This window comes from Parazoarcus communis (assembly GCF_003111645.1).
In the GTDB taxonomy this organism is placed as follows: domain Bacteria; phylum Pseudomonadota; class Gammaproteobacteria; order Burkholderiales; family Rhodocyclaceae; genus Parazoarcus; species Parazoarcus communis_A.
Map to the genome: position 1 here is coordinate 1,433,757 of NZ_CP022187.1, position 21,437 is coordinate 1,455,193.

Sequence of the window (21,437 nt, forward strand, 5' to 3'; positions counted from 1 at the left end):
GTCACTGCGGTTCAGCCAGCCTCACCGTGCTGAAGCCACACAAAAATAGAATGAGGAGACATCAATGAGAGAGATGAGCACCACACTCCCGTTGCCTGGCGAAAGCAATGCCCGGCTAATGGGACTGGACTTCCACAAAGTCATATTCCCGGTTTCGGTTGCGTTCATCGTTGCGACCGTAGCCCTTGCACTGAACGACCCGGCTGCTTTCGGCGCCAACCTTGAGGCAACAAAGGGCTGGATTCTCAAGCATTGCGACTGGTTCATCATGATCATGGGCAACCTGTTTGTGCTGCTGTGTGTCGCCCTCGCCATCTCGCCGCTCGGAAAGATCCGCCTGGGAGGGAAGGATGCGCGACCCGAGTACGGCATGCTCTCATGGTTCTCGATGCTGTTCGCCGCCGGCATGGGCGTCGGACTGCTGTACTGGGGCGTGGCCGAACCGGTGGCCGCCTACACCGCGTGGTGGAAAACGCCGCTCAATATCGCTGCCAACACGCCTGAAGCCGTGCATGGGGCAATGGGCTCCACCCTGTTTCACTGGGGTCTGCACCCGTGGGCAATTTACCTCAGCACCGCACTGATCGTTGGCTACTTCTCGTACAACAAGGGCCTGCCGTTTTCGCTCAGCTCGGCCCTCAAGCCCCTGATTGGCAATGCTTACAAGGGACCGATTGGCCACGCGGTGGACGTCTTTACCGTTGTACTGACTACCTTTGGCCTGTCGACTTCGCTGGGTCTTGGCGCGATGCAGGCAACGGCCGGTATTCATCACGTGCTCGGAACCCCCAACGATTTCACCATGCAAGCCCTGTTCATTCTCGCCGTCTGCGGTATCGCCGCGGTATCAGTATGGCGCGGAATGGATTCAGGCGTAAAACTGCTGTCGAACATCAACATGGGCCTTGCGCTGCTGCTGCTGATCTTCGCCGTTTTCGGTGTCGGTGTCGGCGTCTTTCTGTCCGGCATGTTCAGCGCTTCGGCTGACTATGTAACGATGTTCGTGCCGCTGGCAAACTGGGTCGATCGGCCTGACACCGACTGGTTCCAGGGCTGGACGGTGTTCTATTGGGCCTGGTGGTGCACCTGGGGGCCGCTGGTTGGCGTCTTTGTTGCCAAGGTATCCAAAGGTCGCACCATCCGCCAGATGGTGGCCGTGGTGATGCTGGTACCGACCATCGTCGCACTGTTCTGGTTCACCGCATTCGGTGGTGGGGCCATTGCCCAGGTCGCTGCCGGAACGGGCGCGCTGGCAGAGGGGCTCAAGGATGTGAATATGGCCATCTTCCAGTTCCTTGAAGTCCTGCCGATGTCGGCGATCACATCGCTTCTGGTGGTCTTCCTGCTGGTGATCTTCATGGTGACCTCGGTGGACTCGGGTGCGCTGGTGGTCGATAACCTTGCGGCTGGCGGTATCCCCGAAACGCCAGTGCCGCAACGGGTACTGTGGGTTGGCCTGATTGCTCTCGTCACCATGGTGCTGTTCGTCATTGGCGGGGATAGCGCGCTCAAGGGCGTGCAGGCCGGCGCAGTCGCGATGGGCCTGCCCTTCATGGCCCTGATGCTGGTGCTGATGATCGGTTTTGTGAAGGCCCTGCTCCAGGACTCGCACGCATGAGCACAGTCGCTTCGACTGTTCAGGATTCGAGAATCGGTGCCGGGAGCCGGCGCCGGATCGGAGGGTCTGAACCAACGGATCGTCCGCGCGGCGACGCTGCTGGCGTACTCAATATGCACGCCCTTGGACCAGGCGCCGAAGCCGTCGGCGAGTGGGACAAGGCAGGGCTGGCAGCACCCGATCTTGCTGCAATGAGGCGATACCGGCTGGAGCGGGTGCGGCAGCAACTACGCCAGGCTGACTACGCCGGCATCGTGCTCTACGACCCGGTTAACGTTCGCTATGCAACTGACAGCACCAACATGCAGGTGTGGCTGTTGCACAACGCCAGTCGCTACGTATTCGTTCCCGCTGACGGCCCCGTGGTGCTGTGGGAATTCGACCACTGCGACTTCCTCAGCGGTCACACAGAATCGATAGACGAGATCCGCCCCTGCGTACCGTGGTTCTACTTCTGTGCGGGTGATCGCATACCTGAGCAGGCCGAACGCTGGGCAGATGAAATCGCCGCACTGGTGCGTCAGCACGGAGGCGGAAATACCCGGCTCGCGATTGATCACTGCAACCCGGAAGGCATTTCCGCCCTCGCCCGCAGGGGCGTTGGCGTGCATAACGGTGAGGCGATCATGGAGCGCGCGCGAGAGATCAAGAGTGACGACGAGCTGCTTGCGATGCGTCGCGCCATCCATGCGTGCGAAACGGGCATGACGGTCATGCGCGAGCATCTGGGACCCGGAATCTCGGAGCAGCGGCTGTGGAGCTACCTTCATGCCGAGAACATCGCCAGGGGTGGCGAATGGATCGAGACCCGTCTGCTCGCTTCAGGTCCGCGCTGCAACCCCTGGTATCAGGAATGCAGCAGCCGCATCATCGAAAACGGCGATCTTGTCGCTTTCGACACCGATCTCGTCGGTGCCTATGGCATCTGCGTGGACACTTCGCGCACCTGGCTGTGCGGCGACATGGCGCCCACACCCGCGCAGCGCGACATCTACAGCCGAGCCTATGAGCAGATCCGCTTCAACACCGAACTACTGCGTCCCGGCGTGAGCTACCACGACCTGACGCACAAGGCGATGCGCTATCCGGCCGAGGACTTTCGTCATTACACCTGCCTCTATCATGGGGTCGGCCTGTGTGACGAGGCACCCATCATCTACTTCCCCGAGGCCTGGCAGTCCTTTGGTTACGACGGCGTGCTCGAACCGGGCATGGTGCTGTGTGTCGAGAGCTTTCTGGGACGGACTGCAGGCGGCCCCGGCGTAAAGCTGGAGGAGCAGGTATTGATTACAGAAACCGGGCACGAGGTGCTTACCAGATATCCATTCGAGGAGCAGTTGCTGCGGTAGGCCTTTCCTGCACCAGGCTGAACAGCCCAGCCCGATGCCGAGGATGTTTCAAAGGCTGAATTCAACACGACCCTCACGGGCGGTATCTGCGGATGCCGCCCGTTTTTTGGAACATCATGAACCTCCCTGACGTGGTTGGACTCATCGGCGTCATCTGTTATCAAATTGCCTATGCAGGCCTGCAACTCGGTCGCTTCAGCCAGCGCGACGCAAGATACATAGGGCTCAATATTCTTGGCCCCGGCTGCCTGCTGTTCTCGCTCTTCTTCTATTTCAACCTCGCATCCTTTGTCACCCAGGTACTGTGGATGTGCCTGACCATCCTCGGCCTTGCGAAGATCTGGGGGGAGCGCAGAAAGCCGGCCGCCGGCAGTCCGCCGAGCACGCTGGTCACCGTGCCTGCTGCGGGCGTGAGCGAGAACATTAGAGGAGTCCCCAGCACCCGCCCGTCAAGAAAACGGGCAAAACGAAAAACCGTTAGATCAAGGGGAAGACGTCAAATCTCCACCGCCCGTTCTCACACCAGATAAGCGCTGCGGTGTGGCTGCGAACCCCGGCCTTCCATCATAAGAAGAAACCTAGGCGCGCCCTTCCGACGTATCCGGATTCGGCAGCTGCGGATAGCGCACGTAATCCACCAGATCCTGGATCTCCTTCGGCGGGGGCGGGGTCAGCAGGCTGACGATGACGATCACCGCAAAACCGAGCGGTACGCCGAAAACGCCGGCCGAGATCGGGTTGATCTCGAACCAGGCGTTGGCCATCGAGCCGCCGAAGAAGGGGTGGGTGCGGACGACGTAGTAGAGGGTGACGCCAAGCCCGATCAGCATGCCTGCAACCGCGCCGGGGCGGTTTGCGCGTTTCCAGAAGATGCCGAGCACCAAGGCGGGGAAGAAGGATGCGGCGCCAATCGAGAACGCGAGGCCGACCATGAACAGAATGTTGTCCGGGCGCAGCGACGCGACCCATGCGGCCACGACAGCCACCACCAGCAACTGTGACTTGGAAATCACCAGCCGGCGGTGGGTGGAGGCGGCAGGGTTGATGACCTTGTAGTACAGGTCGTGCGACAGCGCGTTGGAGATGGTCAGCAGCAGGCCGTCGGCAGTCGATAGCGCGGCGGCGAGCCCGCCGGCGGCGACCAGACCGGTGACGACGTAGGGCAAGCCCGCGATCTCTGGGGTGGCGAGCATGATCACGTCGGTGTTCATCCTCAGCTCGGCGAGTTGCAGAATGCCGTCGCCGTTGATGTCTTCGATGTGCACCAGCCCCACCTTGCCCCAGGACGCAACCCAGTCGGGCAGGATGGAAAGGCTCGAGCCAATGAGGTTGTTGTACACCTCCCACTTGGCAAACACGGCATAGGCCGGGGCTGTGACGTATAGCAGGAAGATGAAGAACAGCGACCAGAATACCGAGCGCCGCGCCTCCACCACGCCAGGCGTGGTGTAGTAGCGCATCAGGATGTGCGGCAACGCCGCCGTGCCGACCATGAGCACGAAGACAAGTGCGAGAAAGTTGTTGCGGGAGGCTGTCCGCTCCTGCGGCGTTCTGCCGGGGTGCGCATCTGCGTGGCGGGGTGGCGCACGCGAACGTTCGAGCGATTCCGCCTGTGCCTTGTTCCACTGCACCCGCGCCTCTTCGGGCGTTCGCGGCAGGTCGCGCAGCGAGCGCTCGGTTGCCGCAATCTCGCGTGCCGAGGCGTTCTCCAGCCGCATGATGTTGAGACGCTCGATCAGCGAACGGCGCTCGGCATCGAGCGAGCCGGGCAGGTCGGCAATCTTGCTCGCGTAGTCCTGCGATCGATAGCGATACTGCTTACGCGCCTCGACTTCGCCCGGATCGACGAGCAATTCGGCCTCACGCTCCGTCACCTGACTGAGCACCGTCCCGTACATGATCTGCGGCACCGGAACCCCGGTGAGCTTGTAGGACAGAATGACCACGGGTACCAGGTAGGCAATGATGAGGATCACGTACTGTGCGACCTGGGTCCAGGTCACTGCCCGCATGCCGCCAAGGAAGGAACACACCAGAATGCCGGCGAGGCCGATGAACAGGCCGATCTCGAACTCGACACTGACGAAGCGGCTGGTCACCAGCCCCACACCGTAGATCTGCGCCACAAGGTAGACGAAGCTCGCAAGCACGGTGGCGCCGAGCCCCACGAGGCGGGCGACGTTGCCCTGGTAGCGCGCGCCGAGGAAGTCGGGGATGGTGTATTGGCCGAACTTGCGCAGGTAGGGCGCAAGCAGCAGGGCCACCAGCACGAAGCCGCCGGTCCAGCCGGTGACGAAGGCCAGCCCTTCGAAGCCGGAAAAGTAGAGCGTGCCCGCCAGGCCGATATACGACGCGGCACTCATCCAGTCTGCTGCGGTCGCCATGCCATTGAACACGGCCGGCACGCGCCGCCCCGCGACGTAATACTCCGACACGTCGGTGGTACGGCTCATCACACCGATACTGGCGTAGATGGCGATAGTGACGAACAGGAAGACGTGACCGATCAGGTGTTGCGACAGGCCAAGCTGTTCGCCGATGGCGAGCATAACCACGAAGAACAGGAAGGTGCCCGTGTACCAGCCGTAATAGCGACGAAGCTGTCGGGAAAAGGCGCTCAAAACTGCCGCTCACCGACGATGTTGATGAATCCGGCGTCCGGCATCAATACTTGATCCGCGCGTAGTAGGTTTTCTCCGCGGCTTCACGTGCTTCGCGCAAGGTCCGGATGCCCTTCTCCGCCAGCAGCGGAACGAGCTTGAGGAAGACCTCTGCAGTGACGATGGCATCGCCGAGTGCGGTGTGGCGCCCGATGATGGTGAGGCCAAGCCGGTCTGCAATCGCTTCGAGCCGGTGAGATTCCTGATTGGGGTGAATCACCGCCGACAGCAGCAGGGTGTCGAGCACCGGCTGATCGAAACGCAAACCGGTGAGCTGTTCCTTGAGCTGCAGGAAGCGCATGTCGAAGGCGGCATTGTGGGCAATCAGCACCGTTTCTGCGGCAAAGGCATGGAAGGCCGGCAGCACCGACTCGACAGTGGGTTGCCCTCGCAGCATGTCCTCGGTGATGCCGTGGATCTTGGCCGACTCGGCCGACAGGGGGCGGCACGGATCGATGAGCTGCTCGAACGATTCGCTGCGCAGCAGCTTGCCGTTGAGGACACGGGTTGCACCGATCTGAATGATCTCGTCACCCTGAGAGGGGTTGAGGCCGGTAGTCTCGGTATCGAACACGGTGTAGGCCAGCTCTGAGAGCAAGCGGTCGTCGAGCGCATGCGATCTCTCGGACCACTTGAAGAGATCGAAATCGTAGTACTCGGGGCGACTCTCTCCGCGCAGGTAAGTCCCCGCCTCGACCACCTCCTGCGGCAGTGCAGCCGGGATGAGGAGACGGAAGAAGGCGCGATGGCGCACCTTCTCGCGCTCGAGCCACATCTCGCCATCGTGGCGCTCGATGACGTCACGCACCGTCAGCGGACTGCTTTCGCCGGCGAACTGCATGGATTCGAGCTCCCAGCTCATCACCGTTTCGGTGCTCATCGCCTGGCCCGACCAGATGAGGTCGAGGTGGACATGACGGCCCGCAGCAGTGAGGCGGAAGCGCACCTCGCGCACCTCGAATTCGTCGGACAGGCGGCTGGCAAGGTAGGTGAGCGCCTGCATCAGCGAGAAGCTGTCGACCTTGAGCCACAGCGATTCGTCGACTTCCTCGAGCTTGGTACGGAGACTGATCCGCTGTTCGATGTGACGCTGAACGGCCGCGATAAGGTCGGCACCGAGCATCTCTTCGAGCGGCCAGCGCGCCTTGAGCGAATCGGCAAATTCGTTCGCCGTCTGGTCGAGGCGCCGGCTCATGGCCTGGGTCTCGTCGCGGATGACGGTGCGGAAGCGCTCGCGCAGCTCGCCCTGCAGATCGGGATACTCCAGCATCTCGGCGGCTGCGCGCACATTGGCCAGCGCAGCACGGTTGCCCTCGGTCAGGGTGTGCAGCATCTGGTCGCGTCGAGACTCGTTCTCGAAGTTGCGCGTGATGTTGTCGAGCATGAGGATGAAGCCGGTCAGGACGCGCTCTGCACCCTCGCCCTGCCCCGCGCCCTTGCTCTCGCCCTCGCCTTTGTTCTCGCCCTCGGTCTCGACGCGCTCGGTCGCCGACAGCACCGGTGCCATCTGCACCCGCAGCAACTGCCCGGCCTTCGTCGTAGTGACGAAGTTGGCGACCGGCTGCACGCCTTCGCGATGAAGGCGCTGGTTGATGGTTTCGAGCGCATGACTCACCAGGTTGCGCTCGAACACGCCATAGATGGAACGCCCGAGACCGATCAGCTCACCGCCACCGGCGACGCCGGGCGCGTCGGACATGGCGCGGAACTGGAGCCTCGCGCGGTTGTTGTAGAGCAGGATGCGGCCGTCGAGATTGCACACCACCACGCTCTGGGTGAGCTCCGACATCAGTGCGGCGAGGCGGTTCTTTTCCTGTTCGACCGAGGCCTTGGCGTTGCGGATCTGGGTTTCGACGTCCTTCGAGACGTTGTCGCGCTGCTGCGCGAGTTCATTGACCGCCACCGCCAGCGCCTGCACTTCGGGTGGCCCCTCGGGCTCGACACGGAAACCGACGTTGGCGCCGAGCATCAGGCGCAGGTTCTCGGCCATGCGCAGCAAGCCCTGCACGTACTGGCGGAACAGGTTGCGCAGCACACCGATACCGACGCCGAAACCCATGATGGTCAGCAGCGACCCCAGCGGCAGGTGCGGCTGTATGACCTGGATGAGCAAATCGCGCTGACTGCCCTTGGTTTCAACCCACACCAGCACGGCGGTAAGGATGAAGGGGCCGGTCATCAGCAGACCGAGTACGATGACTGCCAGAACAAAGCGCATGCGTGCCGACATCGTTCAGCTCTCCAACATGCTGCGCACGCGCTCCACGAGCTCCTTGGTGGAAAAAGGCTTGGTCATGTAGGCATCAGCCCCCAGCGCAAGCCCCTTGCTGACTTCGGTATCCCGCCCCTTCGCCGTCAGCATCAGGATGCGGATGGATTCCAGCTCCGGGTCCGCCTTGACCTCCTGGCACACCTCGAAGCCGCTCTTCTTGGGCATCATGACGTCGAGCAGCACAAGATCGGGCCGGTCGGAGCGGATGCGGTTCACCGCCTCCTCGCCGTCCGTTGCCACAGTGACATCGAAGCCCTCCCGCTTCAGCAGGAATTCGAGCGAGATCACGATATTCGGCTCATCGTCCGCAATCAGTATTTTCTTGGCCATGCATTCCCTCCCCTGACGCCTATTTTATGCCATCCGTTCGTCAGCCCGGTGCAAGCGGCAGCACAAACGAAAATATTGCGCCTTCTCCCGGCTTTGAGCTGACCCAAAGCCGACCTCCAAAATGCTCCACGATCTGCCGGCTGATCGGCAGCCCCAGACCCGTACCCTGCGGCCGGGCCTTCGCGTCCCCACCCTGCCGGAACTTCTCGAACACCACCGGCAGCAACTCGGGCGCGATTCCTCCTCCATTATCCGCCACGTCGACACGGATGCCTTCGTCGTCCACGAACAGCCTCACCTTGACGCGGCCGGTCTGCGCAGGCACGAACTTGGCCGCGTTCGACAACAGGTTGATCATGACCTGCAGCAGCCGGTCGTGATCGGCCTTCAGCGTCGGCACCGTGTCCGCCAGATCGGTTTCAACCACGGCGCCGCGGTCGCTGAACAGCTGTGCGGTTGCGTCCACCGCGTGTTCGACGAGTTCGCGCATGTCGATATCCGAATTGTGCCACTCGGCGTGGCCCGATTCGATCTTGGCCAGATCGAGCACCTGATTGACGAGGCGCGTCAGACGTTCGGTCTCGGAAACAATGATGCCGAGGAAACGTTTCCGGTTGGCGAGATCCGTCTTGGGATCGTCCAGCATCATCTCGGAAAGCGCCCTGATGGACGTCAATGGGGTACGCAACTCATGCGTCACCGAGGACATGAAATCGTCCTTGAGGCGGTCGAACTCCTTGAGCTGTTCATTGGCCGCGCGCAGTTCGGCTGTGGCGGCTTCAAGCGCGCGCGACTTCTCTTCCAGCTGATGCGAGTAGGCGCGGACCTGCGAGGCCTCATCGAGGATGTCCATCACCTCGTCCAGGCCCAGCGGCTCCTCCTGAACCACGGTGGACACCATCACGCGGGCTGACGCGCTGCCGATCGCTCCCGCCAGCAGGGATTCGGCAAAGTTGACCAGTTCGGGGTCGGCCTTGAGCTGGTCCGGACTGGAGAGCGAATGCGAGCGTGCGTAACGCTTGAAGGCCTCTTCTGTGCGGTGCCGGCCAAGGAAACGCGCAACCAGCGGAATGAGTTCGCGCACCTCGGCACCGGTGCGCCAGAAGCTTGCCGGCGTACTCAGCCCGCGCCGGAACACGTCGACAAACAGCGTTGCCTGGCTGGCCTCGGCGCCCGTTGGCGAGCGCAGCAGCGACACCGCCACGTAGCAGCCGACGTTGGCGAACAGGCTCAAGAACAGCGCATGGCTCAGGCTGTCGAGCTCGCTCAGACCAAACAGGTGCTCGGGGCGCAGGAGTGCGATACCGAACGGACCGTGCGAGAGCAGGCTCATGTCGAGCCAGCCCGACTTCGCGAACGAGGGCAGCAACAGGGTATAGCCCCACACCAGGAAGCCCGCGAGCAACCCGGCCAGCGCACCGTCGCGGGTGCCGCCGCGCCAGTACATGCCACCCAGCATGGCCGGGGCAAACTGCGCCACCGCCGCGAAGCTGATCAGCCCGATGCTCACCAGCGCATAGGCCTCACCCGCAAGCCTGAAGTAGAGATAGCCGAGCAACATCACGCCGACGATGGCCCCGCGCCGGATCATCAACAGCAGGCCGGTAAGATCGCGGCCATCGTTGCGTGCAACTTCGGTGCGGCGCAGCAGCAGCGGCATGACCAGATCGTTGCACACCATGGTCGACAGCGCGATGGTTTCGACGATCACCATGCCGGTCGCTGCAGACAGTCCGCCGATGAACACCAGCAGGGCCAGCTCGACCTGACCCGTCACCATCGGCAAGGTGAGCACGAAGGTGTCGGGGTCGACCACGCCGCGACCGAAATGCAGCAGGCCACCGAGCGCGATCGGCATCACGAAGATGTTGATCGCCAGCAGGTAGGCCGGAAACATCCAGGTCGCCCGCCGCAGGTGCTGCTCGTTGACGTTCTCGACCACCACGATCTGAAACTGGCGCGGCAGGAAGATGATCGACAGCATGGCCAGCAGCATCAGCGAGAACCAGCCTCCGTAGCCGCCCTTGTCCACCCCGTCGAAACTCAGCAGCGACAGCAGTTCGGGGTGCGCCAGGGCGCGGGCGTAGATGTCGCCGATACCGTCAAACATGACGTAGGTGACGTACACGCCGACGGCGAGGAATGCGAGCAGTTTAACTACCGATTCGAAGGCGATTGCGGCCACCATGCCTTCATGGCGCTCGGTGGTGTCGAGGTGGCGGGTACCGAACAGCACCGTGAAGGCTGCCAGCGTGAGTGCGAGATAGAGGGTGCTGTCATCCAGCCAGCCGCCCAGGTGCAAGGGCCGGAAGTTGCTGTCGTGATCGCCGGTGAGCAGGGCGTACCCGCTCGAAATCGCTTTCAGCTGCAGTGCGATGTAGGGCACGGTACCGACCACTGCGATCACCGTCACGAGCCCCCCGAGCAGGTGACTCTTGCCGTAGCGCGAGGCCACGAAGTCGGCAATCGATGTAATCCGGTGGGTCTTGGCGATGCGGATCATCTTCAGCACCACCAGCCACGACAGCGCCAGCCCGAGCGTGGGGCCAAGGTAGATGGGCAGAAACCAGATCCCGCCCGAGGCGGCCCGACCCACGCTGCCGAAATAGGTCCACGCGGTGCAGTACACCGCTAGCGACAGCGAATACACCCACGGGTTGGAAATGACCGAGCGCCCCTGGTCGGCCCGGCGGTCGCCAAAGTAGGCCACCGCAAACAGCACCAGCAGATAGGCGACGGATGCGCCGATGATGACGCTGCCCGAAAGCATCAGTGACGCCCCGTCATCGGGAGCCCCGCTCCGCAATCCAGCCCATGAGCACAATCAGACCCGCCCATGCGACGAAAAGGGACACGTGCAGCAGTGGCAGACCGAACACCAGAACGGGTCGGTCGAACAATGACATCAGCGGAAAATTGAACAGCAGAACGCCGACCAGAAAAACGGCGACCAGACGTTGCCCGGCAAGACCCTTGCGCATCATGTACCCCAATGATGACGGCGTTGCCCTGAGTATAGCGGAGCCGCGCTCCCGCTCTTGACGGCGGGATTCGCGGCTCACGACAAATATGGGGACGCATCTAGCGTGCGCCTTCCCTCTCCTCAACCGGGTCCGACTGCGTGGCCGGACCTTCTCCTGTCGACTGTTGCAGGTACCGGCGGCAGTGCCACCGGTACCGGAGGGTCATCAGCCCTTGAGCTGTTCCAGGATCCCCGGGTTCTCGAGCGTCGAGGTGTCCTGCGTGATCTCTTCGCCCTTGGCGAGCTGGCGCAGCAGGCGACGCATGATCTTGCCGGAACGGGTCTTGGGCAGGTTCTCACCGAAGCGGATGTCCTTCGGCTTGGCGATCGGCCCGATCTCGTGACCAACCCAGGTCTGCAGTTCCTTGATGACGGCCTTGGCTTCTTCGCCGGTCGGACGCGAGCCCTTGAGCACCACGAAGGCCACGATCGCCTCGCCGGTGAGGTCGTCCGGACGGCCAACGACTGCAGCCTCGGCAACCTTCTCGTGTGCCACCAGCGCGGATTCGATTTCCATCGTGCCCATGCGGTGACCGGAGACGTTCAGCACGTCATCGATACGACCGGTGATGGTGAAGTAACCGGTGTCCTTGTCGCGGATCGCGCCGTCGCCTGCCAGATACAGTTTGCCCTGGAAGTCGGCCGGGTAGTAGGACTTGACGAAGCGGTCGGGGTCGTTCCAGATCGTGCGGATCATCGCCGGCCACGGACGCTTGACCACCAGGATACCGCCCTGACCCCACGGCACTTCGGTGCCAGTCTCGTCGACCACGGCAACCTGCACGCCGGGGAAGGGCAGCGTGCAAGAACCCGGCACCAGCGGCGTAGCGCCCGGCATCGGCGTGATCATGTGTGCGCCGGTCTCAGTCTGCCAGAAGGTATCGACGATCGGGCAACGGCTGCCACCGACATTCTCGTAGTACCACTCCCATGCCGACGGGTTGATCGGCTCGCCGACGGACCCCAGGATGCGCAGGCTGGACAGATCGTACTTGGTCGGATGAACCGTCGGGTTGTTGTCGGCGGCCTTGATCAGCGAACGAATTGCGGTCGGCGCGGTGTAAAACACCGAAACCTTATGATCCTGGATCATTCTCCAGAAACGACCAGCATCGGGGTAGGTCGGTACGCCTTCGAACACGATCTCGGTCGTGCCGCAAGCGAGCGGGCCGTAGGTGATGTAGGTGTGGCCGGTAACCCAGCCGATGTCGGCGGTGCACCAGAAGACATCGTCAGGCTTGATATCGAAGGTGTACTTCATGCTCAGGATGGCCTGCAGCAGGTAACCGCCAGTAGAGTGCTGGACGCCCTTCGGCTTGCCGGTGGAACCCGACGTATAAAGAATGAACAGCGGATGCTCTGCGCTGACCCATTCCGGCTCGCACACATCGGACTGGTCGGCAACTGCGTCGTCAAACCAGACATCGCGGCCAGCCTTCATTTCAGTCGCGGCACCGGTGCGCTTGGCAACAATGACGTTCTTGATCGTGTCGCAGCCATTGAGTGACAGCGCCTCGTCGGCAATCGGCTTCAGCGGCATGGCCTTGCCACCACGGTGCTGACCGTCGGCGGTAATCAGTGCAACTGCGCCGGCATCTTCGATGCGGTCACGCAGCGCCTGGGCGGAGAATCCACCGAACACGATGGAGTGGGTCGCGCCGATACGGGCACAGCCCTGCATCGCAACCACGCCCTCGATCGACATCGGCATGTAAATGACGACGCGATCGCCCTTCTTGACGCCCATGCCGCGCAGTGCGTTGGCAAACTTGCTGACGCGTGACAGCAGTTCCTTGTAGGTGACTTTGGTGACCTCACCACTGTCAGCTTCGAAAATGATCGCTACCTTGTCACCAAGGCCGGCATTGACCTGGCGATCGAGACAGTTGTACGAGACGTTGAGCTCGCCATCCGCAAACCACTTGAAAAAAGGTGAATTGCTTTCGTCCAGAACCTGGGTGAAGGGCTTCTTCCACTCGAGCAGTTCGCGAGCATTACGCGCCCAGTAACCTTCGTAGTCGTCCTCAGCTTCCTTGCACAAAGCACGGTAAGCATCCATACCGGAGACAGCTGCGTTTTTCTTGAATTCTTCAGTGGGGTTATAGATGCGTACTTGTTGTTCATTCGACATGCTGACCTCTCCTCAACTAATCAAAGAATTGAAGCTGACCCTGACGGCACGGCTGGTTATATCCAGCCTCTGATTCGTTTTCATTCCCGCCGTGGAATGGACGGCATTTAATAACACCTATCTTACACAGGACTTACACTACTGTGCGAACCCCCCGTCATTCCAGCGAGTGCTAGAATTTCGGGCTGCAACATCCCCTTCGCTCAAGCCACTCCGGAGATCAAGCATGACCGTAATTCGCGAAGAAGACCTCATCCAGTCCGTCGCGGATGCTTTCCAGTACATCAGCTACTACCATCCGCTCGATTACATCAAGGCGCTCGGCGAGGCCTATGAGCGCGAGGAAAGCCCCGCAGCCAAGGACGCAATCGCCCAGATTCTGACCAACTCGCGCATGTGCGCCGAGGGCCACCGCCCCCTCTGTCAGGACACCGGTATTGCGGTGGTCTTCCTGAAGGTGGGCATGGACGTGCGCTGGGACGCCAAGATGAGCGTCCAGGACATGGTCAACGAAGGCGTTCGTCGCGCCTACAATCATCCCGACAACAAGCTGCGCGCCTCGGTGCTGCTTGATCCGGCCGGAAAGCGCCAGAACAGCAAGGACAACACCCCGGCGGTCGTTCACTACGAAATCGTCCCCGGCGACCACGTGGAAGTCATCTGTGCGGCCAAGGGCGGTGGCTCCGAGAACAAATCCAAGATGGTCATGCTGAACCCCTCCGACTCGATTGTCGACTGGGTCATCAAGACTTTGCCGACCATGGGCGCCGGCTGGTGTCCGCCGGGCATCCTCGGCATCGGTATCGGCGGCACGCCCGAGAAGGCGATGCTGCTGGCCAAGGAATCGCTGATGGCGCCGGTCGACATTCACGAACTGCGGGACAAGGCCGCCAGCGGCGCAGCCCTGAGCCGCGTCGAAGAGCTGCGTCTCGAGCTCATGGAGAAGGTCAACGCGCTTGGCATCGGTGCCCAGGGCCTGGGCGGCCTGACGACGGTGCTCGACGTCAAGATCATGGACTACCCGACCCACGCCGCCTCGCTGCCGGTCGCCATGATTCCGAACTGTGCTGCAACGCGTCACGTGCATTTCCACCTCGACGGCAACGGCCCGGCCAAGCTCGAAACCCCGAAGCTGGAAGACTGGCCGCAGGTCACCTGGAAGGCTGATACCAACGTCGCCACGCGGGTGAACCTCGACACCCTGACCAAGGAAGAAGTCGCGTCGTGGAAGCCGGGCCAGACCCTGCTCCTGAACGGCAAGATGCTGACCGGTCGTGATGCAGCGCACAAGCGCATCCAGGACATGCTGGCCAAGGGCGAGAAGCTGCCTGTGGACTTCACCAACCGCGTCATCTACTACGTTGGCCCGGTCGACCCTGTGCGTGACGAAGTCGTCGGCCCCGCAGGCCCAACCACCGCCACCCGCATGGACAAGTTCACCCGCATGATGCTGGAACAGACCGGCCTCATCTCGATGATCGGCAAGTCCGAGCGCGGCCCGACGGCGATTGACGCGATCCGCGACAACAAGTCGGCCTACCTGATGGCGGTCGGCGGTTCGGCCTACCTGGTATCGAAGGCGATCAAGGAAGCCAAGGTTGTCGGCTTTGCCGACCTCGGCATGGAAGCCATCTACGAATTCACCGTGCAGGACATGCCGGTGACCGTGGCGGTCGACTCGAGCGGCACCAGCGTGCATAACACCGGCCCGAAGGAATGGCAGGCGCGGATCGGCAAGATTCCGGTTGCCATCGCCTGATCCTGCTGTTGCACAGCAAAAAGCCCGGCCAGAAATGGTCGGGCTTTTTTACGTCTGTCTGCTCGCGACTGTCTGCTCGGAGCAGCCAAACGCGAAACGAATCAGTGCAGCGTCGCGTCCGGTTCGGCACAGACCGGGGCATCAGCGGTCCTGTCCCACAGATACTTGTCGCCAAGCGCCATCAGGCGGCGCAGTGCGGAGGGCGTGACCAGACAGCGCTCGAAGCAGTCGATGCTCGGGTCAAACGTGCCCAGCACCACCCCAAGCGACATCAGCTCTTCACGATCGGATGCGATCGCAAAAATGTCGACCAGCATTGCGCGGTCGTCTTCGCTCGCCCGCGACGGGGATGACAAAAAAGGGGACATCAGATTCACGATGGAACTCCTGCGCTTGCCAGAACACGCCAATACGACGCCATATGTTGAAAGCATCCCATATTGCGAGGGCGTAAACAAGGAACAAAGTCACACCGAATGCGCCCTGCCGGAATCACCACCTGTCCGTTCTTGATTCAGATCATGGAGCACCGGCCCCTGGAAAACCAGAATCCGTTCCACCCAATGGTCACCTTTCATCTTCCGGACATAACGAGACAATCATGAGGAGCACTCCATGAGCGGCATTTTCACCAAGGCAATGGCGCGCAATATCTTCTACGGGGGCACGGTCTTCTTCTTCCTGCTGTTCCTCGCGCTAACCTTCGACACCGAGAAAACCCTTCCCAAACGTGACAACCGCGAGAACCTTACCGCGGAAGTGATCGCAGGCAAGAAGATCTGGGAAACGCGCAACTGCATCGGCTGCCACACCTTGCTCGGTGAAGGCGCCTACTTCGCCCCGGAACTCGGAAACGTCTATACCCGCCGTGGCCCCGAGTTCATCAAGGCCTGGATCCAGTCGCAGCCAACGGGCGCCCCCGGTCGCCGTCAGATGCCGAACTTCCACCTCAGCGACGAGGAACTCGATCACCTGGTCGCCTTCCTGAAGTACAGCTCCGAGATCAACACCGCCAACTGGCCGCCCAACATCGAGGGCTGAGTCGGTTTACGACGCATTTCTCGACAGGATTCAAGGGGATATACAGATGCAATACAAATCACAAGCGGTCGCGATGCCGTACTTCATCGCGGCGATCGGCCTGTTCATCGGGCAGATCGTCTTCGGCCTGATCATGGGCCTTCAATACGTGATCGGCGACTTTCTGTTTCCGGAAATTCCGTTCAACGTTGCACGCATGGTGCACACCAACCTGCTGATCGTGTGGCTGCTGTTCGGCTTCATGGGTGCGGCCTACTACATGGTGCCGGAGGAGTCCGAAACCGAGCTGTGGAGCCCGAAACTGGCCTTGGGGCTGTTCTGGATCTTCCTCGCCGCCGGTGCGCTGACCATTCTCGGCTACCTGTTCGTGCCCTACGCGACGCTGGCCGAGATGACCGGAAACGACCTGCTCGCCACCATGGGCCGCGAGTTCCTCGAGCAGCCGCTGCCGACCAAGCTCGGCATCGTCGTGGTCGCGCTGGCCTTCCTGTTCAACATCACCATGACCATGCTCAAGGGCCGCAAGACCGCCATCAGCATGGTGCTGCTGCTCGGTCTGTGGGGTCTGGCGATCTTCTTCCTGTTCTCCTTCGTCAACCCGCACAACCTGGTACGCGACAAGTTCTACTGGTGGTGGGTGGTGCACCTCTGGGTGGAGGGCGTTTGGGAACTGATCCTCGGCGCACTGCTGGCCTTCGTGCTGATCAAGGTGACCGGTGTCGACCGTGAGGTCATCGAGAAGTGGCTGTACGTCATCATCACCATGACCCTGGTCACCGGCATCATCGGTACCGGCCACCACTACTACTGGATCGGCGCACCGGAGTACTGGCAGTGGTGGGGCTCGATCTTCTCCGCGCTGGAGCCGATCCCCTTCTTCGCCATGACCGTTTTCGCCTTCAACATGGTCAACCGCCGTCGTCGCGAGCATCCGAACAAGGCCGCCGTACTGTGGGCACTCGGAACCGGCGTGATGGCCTTCCTCGGTGCCGGCGTATGGGGCTTCCTGCACACGCTCGCCCCGGTAAACTTCTACACCCACGGCACGCAGATCACCGCAGCCCACGGTCACATGGCGTTCTACGGTGCGTACGTGATGGTGGTCCTGTGCCTGATCAGCTACGCCATGCCGATTCTGCGCGGTCGCGCCGCCAACTCGAACAAGGCGCAGGTGCTGGAGATGTGGAGCTTCTGGCTGATGACGATCGCCATGGTCTTCATCACCTTGTTCCTGACCGCCGCCGGCATCCTCCAGGTGTGGCTGCAACGGGTGTCCGATACCCCGATGTCCTTCATGGCTGCGCAGGACCAAGTGTCTCTCTTCTACTGGATGCGTGAAGGCGCCGGGGTGATGTTCTTCATCGGACTGGTGGTCTATGTGATCAGCTTCTTCGTCAAGGGCGAACCCAGAACGGTAAATAGCTGAAACAGGATGTCTCTCCGATGTCGTCCGGCCTGACCGGACGAGGAGTTGAGGGGTGGCGCAAGCCACCCTTTTTTTGTTCACTTCAAGCGTAGGCGGCATACCCGAGGCGCTGCACACCGGAGGCAGAGACCTGCCCCGACGTGTGGGATGGGCTCCGTTTTTTGCTTGCTGGAAAGCATTCTAAAAACTATACTGCGCAGCATGAACCCAAGATGCCGAACCCGTTGCGAAGACATGCTGCGCATGACTGCCGAGAGCTTTCCCGAGATCCACTCCCCCGGCATGCGCTTTATCGCCCGCGTTTTTCGTCTGCGTGACCTGATCTTCGAGAATGCACAGCGCGAGATGAGCCGCTTCGAGCTCTCGCCGGTCGAGTACTCGGTGCTCGCCACCCTGCGCAAGACCCCCTCACCGCACGCACTCCGCCCCTCGGACATCTACAAAGGCATGCTGATCACCTCGGGCGGCCTCACCAAGGTGCTCAAAGGCCTTGAGCAACGCGGCCTGCTGCTGCGTGAGGACGACGACACCGACCGCCGCGGTTCGCGCGTCCGCCTGACACCGGCGGGTATCGAACTCATCGAAGTCGCAATGAAAACGGTCATCGGCAGCGACATCGCCATGCTCCAGCGGGTCGCCAGCCCGGAACAACTCGACGCGCTCGCAGAAGCGCTGCAACCCTTCACAGAGAACCTCGACCTATGACAAATGAGAACTCTGAACCCGCCCACCTCGGGGCCAGGAGGCGCAATTGAACCGCGCCGATCGCAGCCCGATGGGCTTTACCGAGTTTGTCGGCTTCATTGCTGCCTGCATGGCGCTCAATGCACTCGCCATCGACGTGATGCTGCCCGCGCTGCCCATGCTTCACGCCGACTTCAGCCTGACCGATCCGAACCAGGCCCAGGCCGTGATCGGGGTGTATCTGCTGGGCATGGGCGCATCGCAGCTTGTGTATGGCCCCTTGTCCGACCGCTATGGCCGTCGCCCCGTGCTCATTGGCGGCCTGATCGTGTTTGCGGTGGCCGGGATGCTTTCGTCCCTGACCGACAGTTTCGCCACCCTGCTTGCGGCCCGCCTGCTGCAGGGTGTCGGCGCAGGTGCGCCGCGCGTCATCGCAGTGTCGCTGGCCCGTGACAAGTATTCCGGCGCCCAGATGGGCAAGGTCATGTCACTGGCGATGATGGTCTTCATGGCCGTGCCGATTCTCGCGCCTTCGATGGGGCAGCTGATCCTGCTGGTCGCGCCCTGGCGCTGGGCCTTTGGCGCACTGGTCATTGCCGGCGCCGCCGTCCTGACCTGGACCCTGCTGCGGCTGCAGGAATCCCTGCCCGAGGAGCACAGGCGTGCCATCTCGCCGCGCGCAATCTTTGGCGCCTACCGCATCACCCTCACCACGCGGACCTCGGTGGGCTACATGCTGGCGCTCGGGCTGGTCGTGGGCGGGCACATGAGCTTCATCACCTCGGCGCAACAGATCTTTGTCGATGTGTTCGATGTCGGGCGCAGCTTCACCCTGCTGTTTGCCGCAGTCGCGGTAGCGATGGCGGTGGCGGCGTTCACCAATTCGAGGCTGGTGCACCGCTTCGGCATGCGCCGACTGTCACTGACAGGTCTGGTGACGCTCATCGTGTTGAACGTGATCCACCTCGGACTCGCACTGAGCGGCAATGAAACCCTGCTTGCCTTCATGCTGCTGCAGGGCGGCAGCGTGTTCGTGTTCGGTTTTCTGGCCTCCAACCTGAACACCCTGGCGATGGAGCCGCTTGGCCATGTCGCCGGCACCGCATCGTCGATGATCGGCTTTTTCAGCACGGTGACGGGCGCGCTCATCGGCCTCATGGTGGGACATCTGTTCAATGGCAGCGTATCGCCCCTGGTCGGCGCCTACGTGGTGCTCGGGTCGCTGGCGCTGGCGACGGTGTATTACACGGAACGACCGGCCCCGGCCCTCGCGGCCTGAGGACCACACCGCTCCGTTTCAGAATCGATCCGGAAGCCCCCCGCCCGCAAGGGTGGCGGGGCTTCTGCCATTTCGCCTCAGCGGAGGGGCGGCGCCTGCTCACGCGTGGTCGAGCGCCGGGTGCAACTTGTCCGGAATCAAGGCCGGCGACTCCATGCTTTCCTAGACTGCCGGCTATGAACACGCCCGGTCTCGCTTCCACCCTGCCCGATCACGGCCCGGTCGCCGAACAACGACTTGCCGGCGATCTGGCGATCTGGATCTTCATCCTCGCCGAACTGCTGGCCTTCGGTGTGTTCTTCGCCGCCTACGCCTTCACGCGTGCCAACCACATCGAACTGTTCGATGCCGAGCAGCAGGCGCTGCACCGTGGGGCCGGCGCGCTCAACACCGTGGTGCTGCTGACCGCGAGCTACTTCGTGGTACGCGCGGTGCAGGCGGCCGAACAGCGGGCTTCAGCGCTGTCCGCACGCTGGCTGCTGGGCGCAATCGCCTGCGGCAGTGGCTTCGTCATCGTCAAGCTGACCGAATACTCGGCTGCGTTCGAACAGGGCATCAGCCTGTCGAGCAGTCCATTTCACATGTTCTACCTGTCACTCACCTTCTTCCACTTCATGCACGTCATCCTCGGCATGGTGATTCTTGCCGCGCTGTGGCAGGGCGCGCGCAGGGGTCGCTACCAGCCTGGCGACATGAACGGTCTCGAAACCGGCGCGGCCTACTGGCACATGGTGGATCTGGTGTGGCTCATCCTGTTCCCGCTCGTCTATGTCATCCACTGAAAACCGCCCGGCCGTCATGCACGGCACACCGCGTCGCGCCACCCTGCTGTGGGCGGCGCTGACCGTCGCCACCCTGCTTACCTGGTGGGTCGGCGAAGGCGGTGCCGCCGGCCCTGCCATCGTGGCCCTGCTGGCAGCGATCTCGATCATCAAGGGCAGCATCGTCATCCTCGACTTCATGGCCTTGCGCCATGCGCCGCTGATGTGGCGCCTGATCACCCTCGGCTGGATCACCCTCGTCTGGGTTCTGATCGGCCTCGCCTACTGGAAGGGATTTTACCAATGAAGCTCGAAACGCCGAATCTCGACAACCCGTTCTATCAGCCGGCAGGCAACGAGGTGGATGTCTTCGAGCAGGCCTGGAAGAACCGCCTGCCGCTGCTGATCAAGGGCCCGACCGGTTGCGGCAAGACCCGCTTCGTCGCGCATATGGCGGCACGCCTTGGCTTGCCGCTCTACACCGTGGCCTGCCACGACGACCTCACCGCCGCCGACCTGGTCGGCCGCCACCTGATCGGCGATGGCAAGACCGTCTGGTGCGACGGCCCGCTGACCCGCTCGGTGCGTGAAGGCGGCATCTGCTATCTGGACGAGGTGGTCGAGGCGCGCAAGGACACCACCGTGGTGCTGCATCCGCTTGCCGACGACCGCCGCATCCTGCCGATCGACCGCACCGGCGAACTGCTGCAGGCGCCACCCTCCTTCATGCTGGTGGTGTCCTACAACCCCGGCTATCAGAACCTGCTCAAGGGCATGAAGCCCTCCACCCGCCAGCGCTTCGTCAGCCTGCGCTTCGACTTCCCCGCGCCGGCGCAGGAAGAAGCCATCCTGATCGGTGAAACCGCCTGCGCCCCCGATCTCGCCCGGCGTCTGGTCGGCATTGCCGGTGCCCTGCGCGCACTCAAGGATCGCGACCTCGAGGAGGCCGCGAGCACCCGTCTGCTGATCTATGCTGCGCTGCTGATCAAGGAGGGGATGGATCCGGTTGCCGCCTGCCGCTCAGCCATCGTCGAGAGCCTCACCGACGACGTCGAAACCGTTGAAGCGCTGATGGAAGTGGTTGCCGCCACTTTCGGCCGCTGAT

At 62.2% G+C, this 21,437-nt stretch carries 18 protein-coding genes; 11 read left to right on the top strand and 7 right to left on the bottom strand.

The window, feature by feature from the left end; genetic code table 11:
* Nucleotides 1–64: 64 nt before the first annotated feature.
* The 3 genes from CEW83_RS06530 to CEW83_RS21190 all read left to right on the top strand — a co-directional run bounded on the left by CEW83_RS06530 (nucleotide 65) and on the right by CEW83_RS21190 (nucleotide 3,497).
* Complete coding sequence (locus tag CEW83_RS06530; RefSeq protein ID WP_108948626.1) at nucleotides 65–1,618, top strand: BCCT family transporter; 1,554 nt, start codon at nucleotides 65–67, stop codon at nucleotides 1,616–1,618.
* A 113-nt stretch (nucleotides 1,619–1,731) separates the two neighbouring features.
* Nucleotides 1,732–2,967 (top strand): M24 family metallopeptidase, encoded by a 1,236-nt coding sequence (locus tag CEW83_RS06535; protein ID WP_199915217.1) that lies wholly within the window; start codon nucleotides 1,732–1,734, stop codon nucleotides 2,965–2,967.
* Between the two features lie 116 nt (nucleotides 2,968–3,083).
* Entirely contained in the window at nucleotides 3,084–3,497 is a 414-nt protein-coding gene (locus CEW83_RS21190; RefSeq protein ID WP_199915218.1) for a CBU_0592 family membrane protein, read from the top strand.
* Between the two features lie 48 nt (nucleotides 3,498–3,545).
* Here the strand turns inward: CEW83_RS21190 and CEW83_RS06545 are convergent, their stop codons facing one another.
* The 6 genes from CEW83_RS06545 to acs form a co-directional block, all read right to left on the bottom strand.
* Nucleotides 3,546–5,588 carry a sodium:solute symporter family protein gene (locus CEW83_RS06545; RefSeq protein WP_108948628.1) on the bottom strand — a complete coding sequence of 681 codons (2,043 nt, stop codon included), beginning with the start codon at nucleotides 5,586–5,588 and terminating at the stop codon, nucleotides 3,546–3,548.
* A 43-nt stretch (nucleotides 5,589–5,631) separates the two neighbouring features.
* Nucleotides 5,632–7,857 carry a 3'-5' exonuclease gene (locus CEW83_RS06550; protein WP_108948629.1) on the bottom strand — a complete coding sequence of 742 codons (2,226 nt, stop codon included), beginning with the start codon at nucleotides 7,855–7,857 and terminating at the stop codon, nucleotides 5,632–5,634.
* Between the two features lie 3 nt (nucleotides 7,858–7,860).
* Nucleotides 7,861–8,229, bottom strand: a complete 369-nt coding sequence (locus CEW83_RS06555; RefSeq protein WP_108948630.1) for a response regulator transcription factor — start codon at nucleotides 8,227–8,229, stop codon at nucleotides 7,861–7,863.
* Between the two features lie 40 nt (nucleotides 8,230–8,269).
* Entirely contained in the window at nucleotides 8,270–10,999 is a 2,730-nt protein-coding gene (locus CEW83_RS06560) for a sensor histidine kinase (RefSeq protein WP_108948631.1), read from the bottom strand.
* Nucleotides 11,000–11,012: 13 nt separating this feature from the next.
* Nucleotides 11,013–11,210 (bottom strand): hypothetical protein, encoded by a 198-nt coding sequence (locus CEW83_RS06565; RefSeq protein WP_199915219.1) that lies wholly within the window; start codon nucleotides 11,208–11,210, stop codon nucleotides 11,013–11,015.
* Nucleotides 11,211–11,417: 207 nt separating this feature from the next.
* Nucleotides 11,418–13,382: an acetate--CoA ligase gene (gene acs / locus CEW83_RS06570; protein ID WP_108948633.1), complete on the bottom strand. Its 1,965-nt coding sequence runs from the start codon at nucleotides 13,380–13,382 to the stop codon at nucleotides 11,418–11,420.
* A 226-nt stretch (nucleotides 13,383–13,608) separates the two neighbouring features.
* Here acs and CEW83_RS06575 point away from each other — a divergent pair, with 226 nt between their 5' ends.
* The gene (locus CEW83_RS06575; protein WP_108948634.1) at nucleotides 13,609–15,141 is read left to right on the top strand and encodes a fumarate hydratase; all 1,533 of its coding nucleotides are present in this window, start codon (nucleotides 13,609–13,611) and stop codon (nucleotides 15,139–15,141) included.
* A 101-nt stretch (nucleotides 15,142–15,242) separates the two neighbouring features.
* Here CEW83_RS06575 and CEW83_RS06580 read toward each other — a convergent pair whose 3' ends face one another.
* Complete coding sequence (locus tag CEW83_RS06580; RefSeq protein WP_159099401.1) at nucleotides 15,243–15,518, bottom strand: hypothetical protein; 276 nt, start codon at nucleotides 15,516–15,518, stop codon at nucleotides 15,243–15,245.
* Nucleotides 15,519–15,756: 238 nt separating this feature from the next.
* Here CEW83_RS06580 and CEW83_RS06585 point away from each other — a divergent pair, with 238 nt between their 5' ends.
* The 7 genes from CEW83_RS06585 (at nucleotide 15,757) to CEW83_RS06615 (ending at nucleotide 21,436) form a co-directional block, all read left to right on the top strand.
* The gene (locus tag CEW83_RS06585; protein WP_108948636.1) at nucleotides 15,757–16,182 is read left to right on the top strand and encodes a c-type cytochrome; all 426 of its coding nucleotides are present in this window, start codon (nucleotides 15,757–15,759) and stop codon (nucleotides 16,180–16,182) included.
* Nucleotides 16,183–16,228: 46 nt separating this feature from the next.
* Nucleotides 16,229–17,608, top strand: coding sequence for a cbb3-type cytochrome c oxidase subunit I (locus CEW83_RS06590; protein WP_108948637.1), 1,380 nt, complete (start codon nucleotides 16,229–16,231; stop codon nucleotides 17,606–17,608).
* Nucleotides 17,609–17,851: 243 nt separating this feature from the next.
* The gene (locus CEW83_RS06595) at nucleotides 17,852–18,313 is read left to right on the top strand and encodes a MarR family winged helix-turn-helix transcriptional regulator (protein ID WP_234419013.1); all 462 of its coding nucleotides are present in this window, start codon (nucleotides 17,852–17,854) and stop codon (nucleotides 18,311–18,313) included.
* Nucleotides 18,314–18,359: 46 nt separating this feature from the next.
* Nucleotides 18,360–19,571, top strand: a complete 1,212-nt coding sequence (locus tag CEW83_RS06600) for a multidrug effflux MFS transporter (RefSeq protein WP_199915220.1) — start codon at nucleotides 18,360–18,362, stop codon at nucleotides 19,569–19,571.
* A gap of 176 nt (nucleotides 19,572–19,747) precedes the next feature.
* Nucleotides 19,748–20,353 (top strand): cytochrome c oxidase subunit 3 family protein, encoded by a 606-nt coding sequence (locus CEW83_RS06605; RefSeq protein ID WP_108948640.1) that lies wholly within the window; start codon nucleotides 19,748–19,750, stop codon nucleotides 20,351–20,353.
* A complete protein-coding gene (locus tag CEW83_RS06610; RefSeq protein WP_108948641.1) occupies nucleotides 20,340–20,639 on the top strand; it encodes a cytochrome C oxidase subunit IV family protein in 300 nt (99 codons plus the stop codon). Before CEW83_RS06605 ends, CEW83_RS06610 begins: the two co-directional genes overlap by 14 nt.
* Nucleotides 20,636–21,436 carry a CbbQ/NirQ/NorQ/GpvN family protein gene (locus CEW83_RS06615; RefSeq protein WP_108948642.1) on the top strand — a complete coding sequence of 267 codons (801 nt, stop codon included), beginning with the start codon at nucleotides 20,636–20,638 and terminating at the stop codon, nucleotides 21,434–21,436. Before CEW83_RS06610 ends, CEW83_RS06615 begins: the two co-directional genes overlap by 4 nt.
* Nucleotide 21,437: the final 1 nt, after the last annotated feature.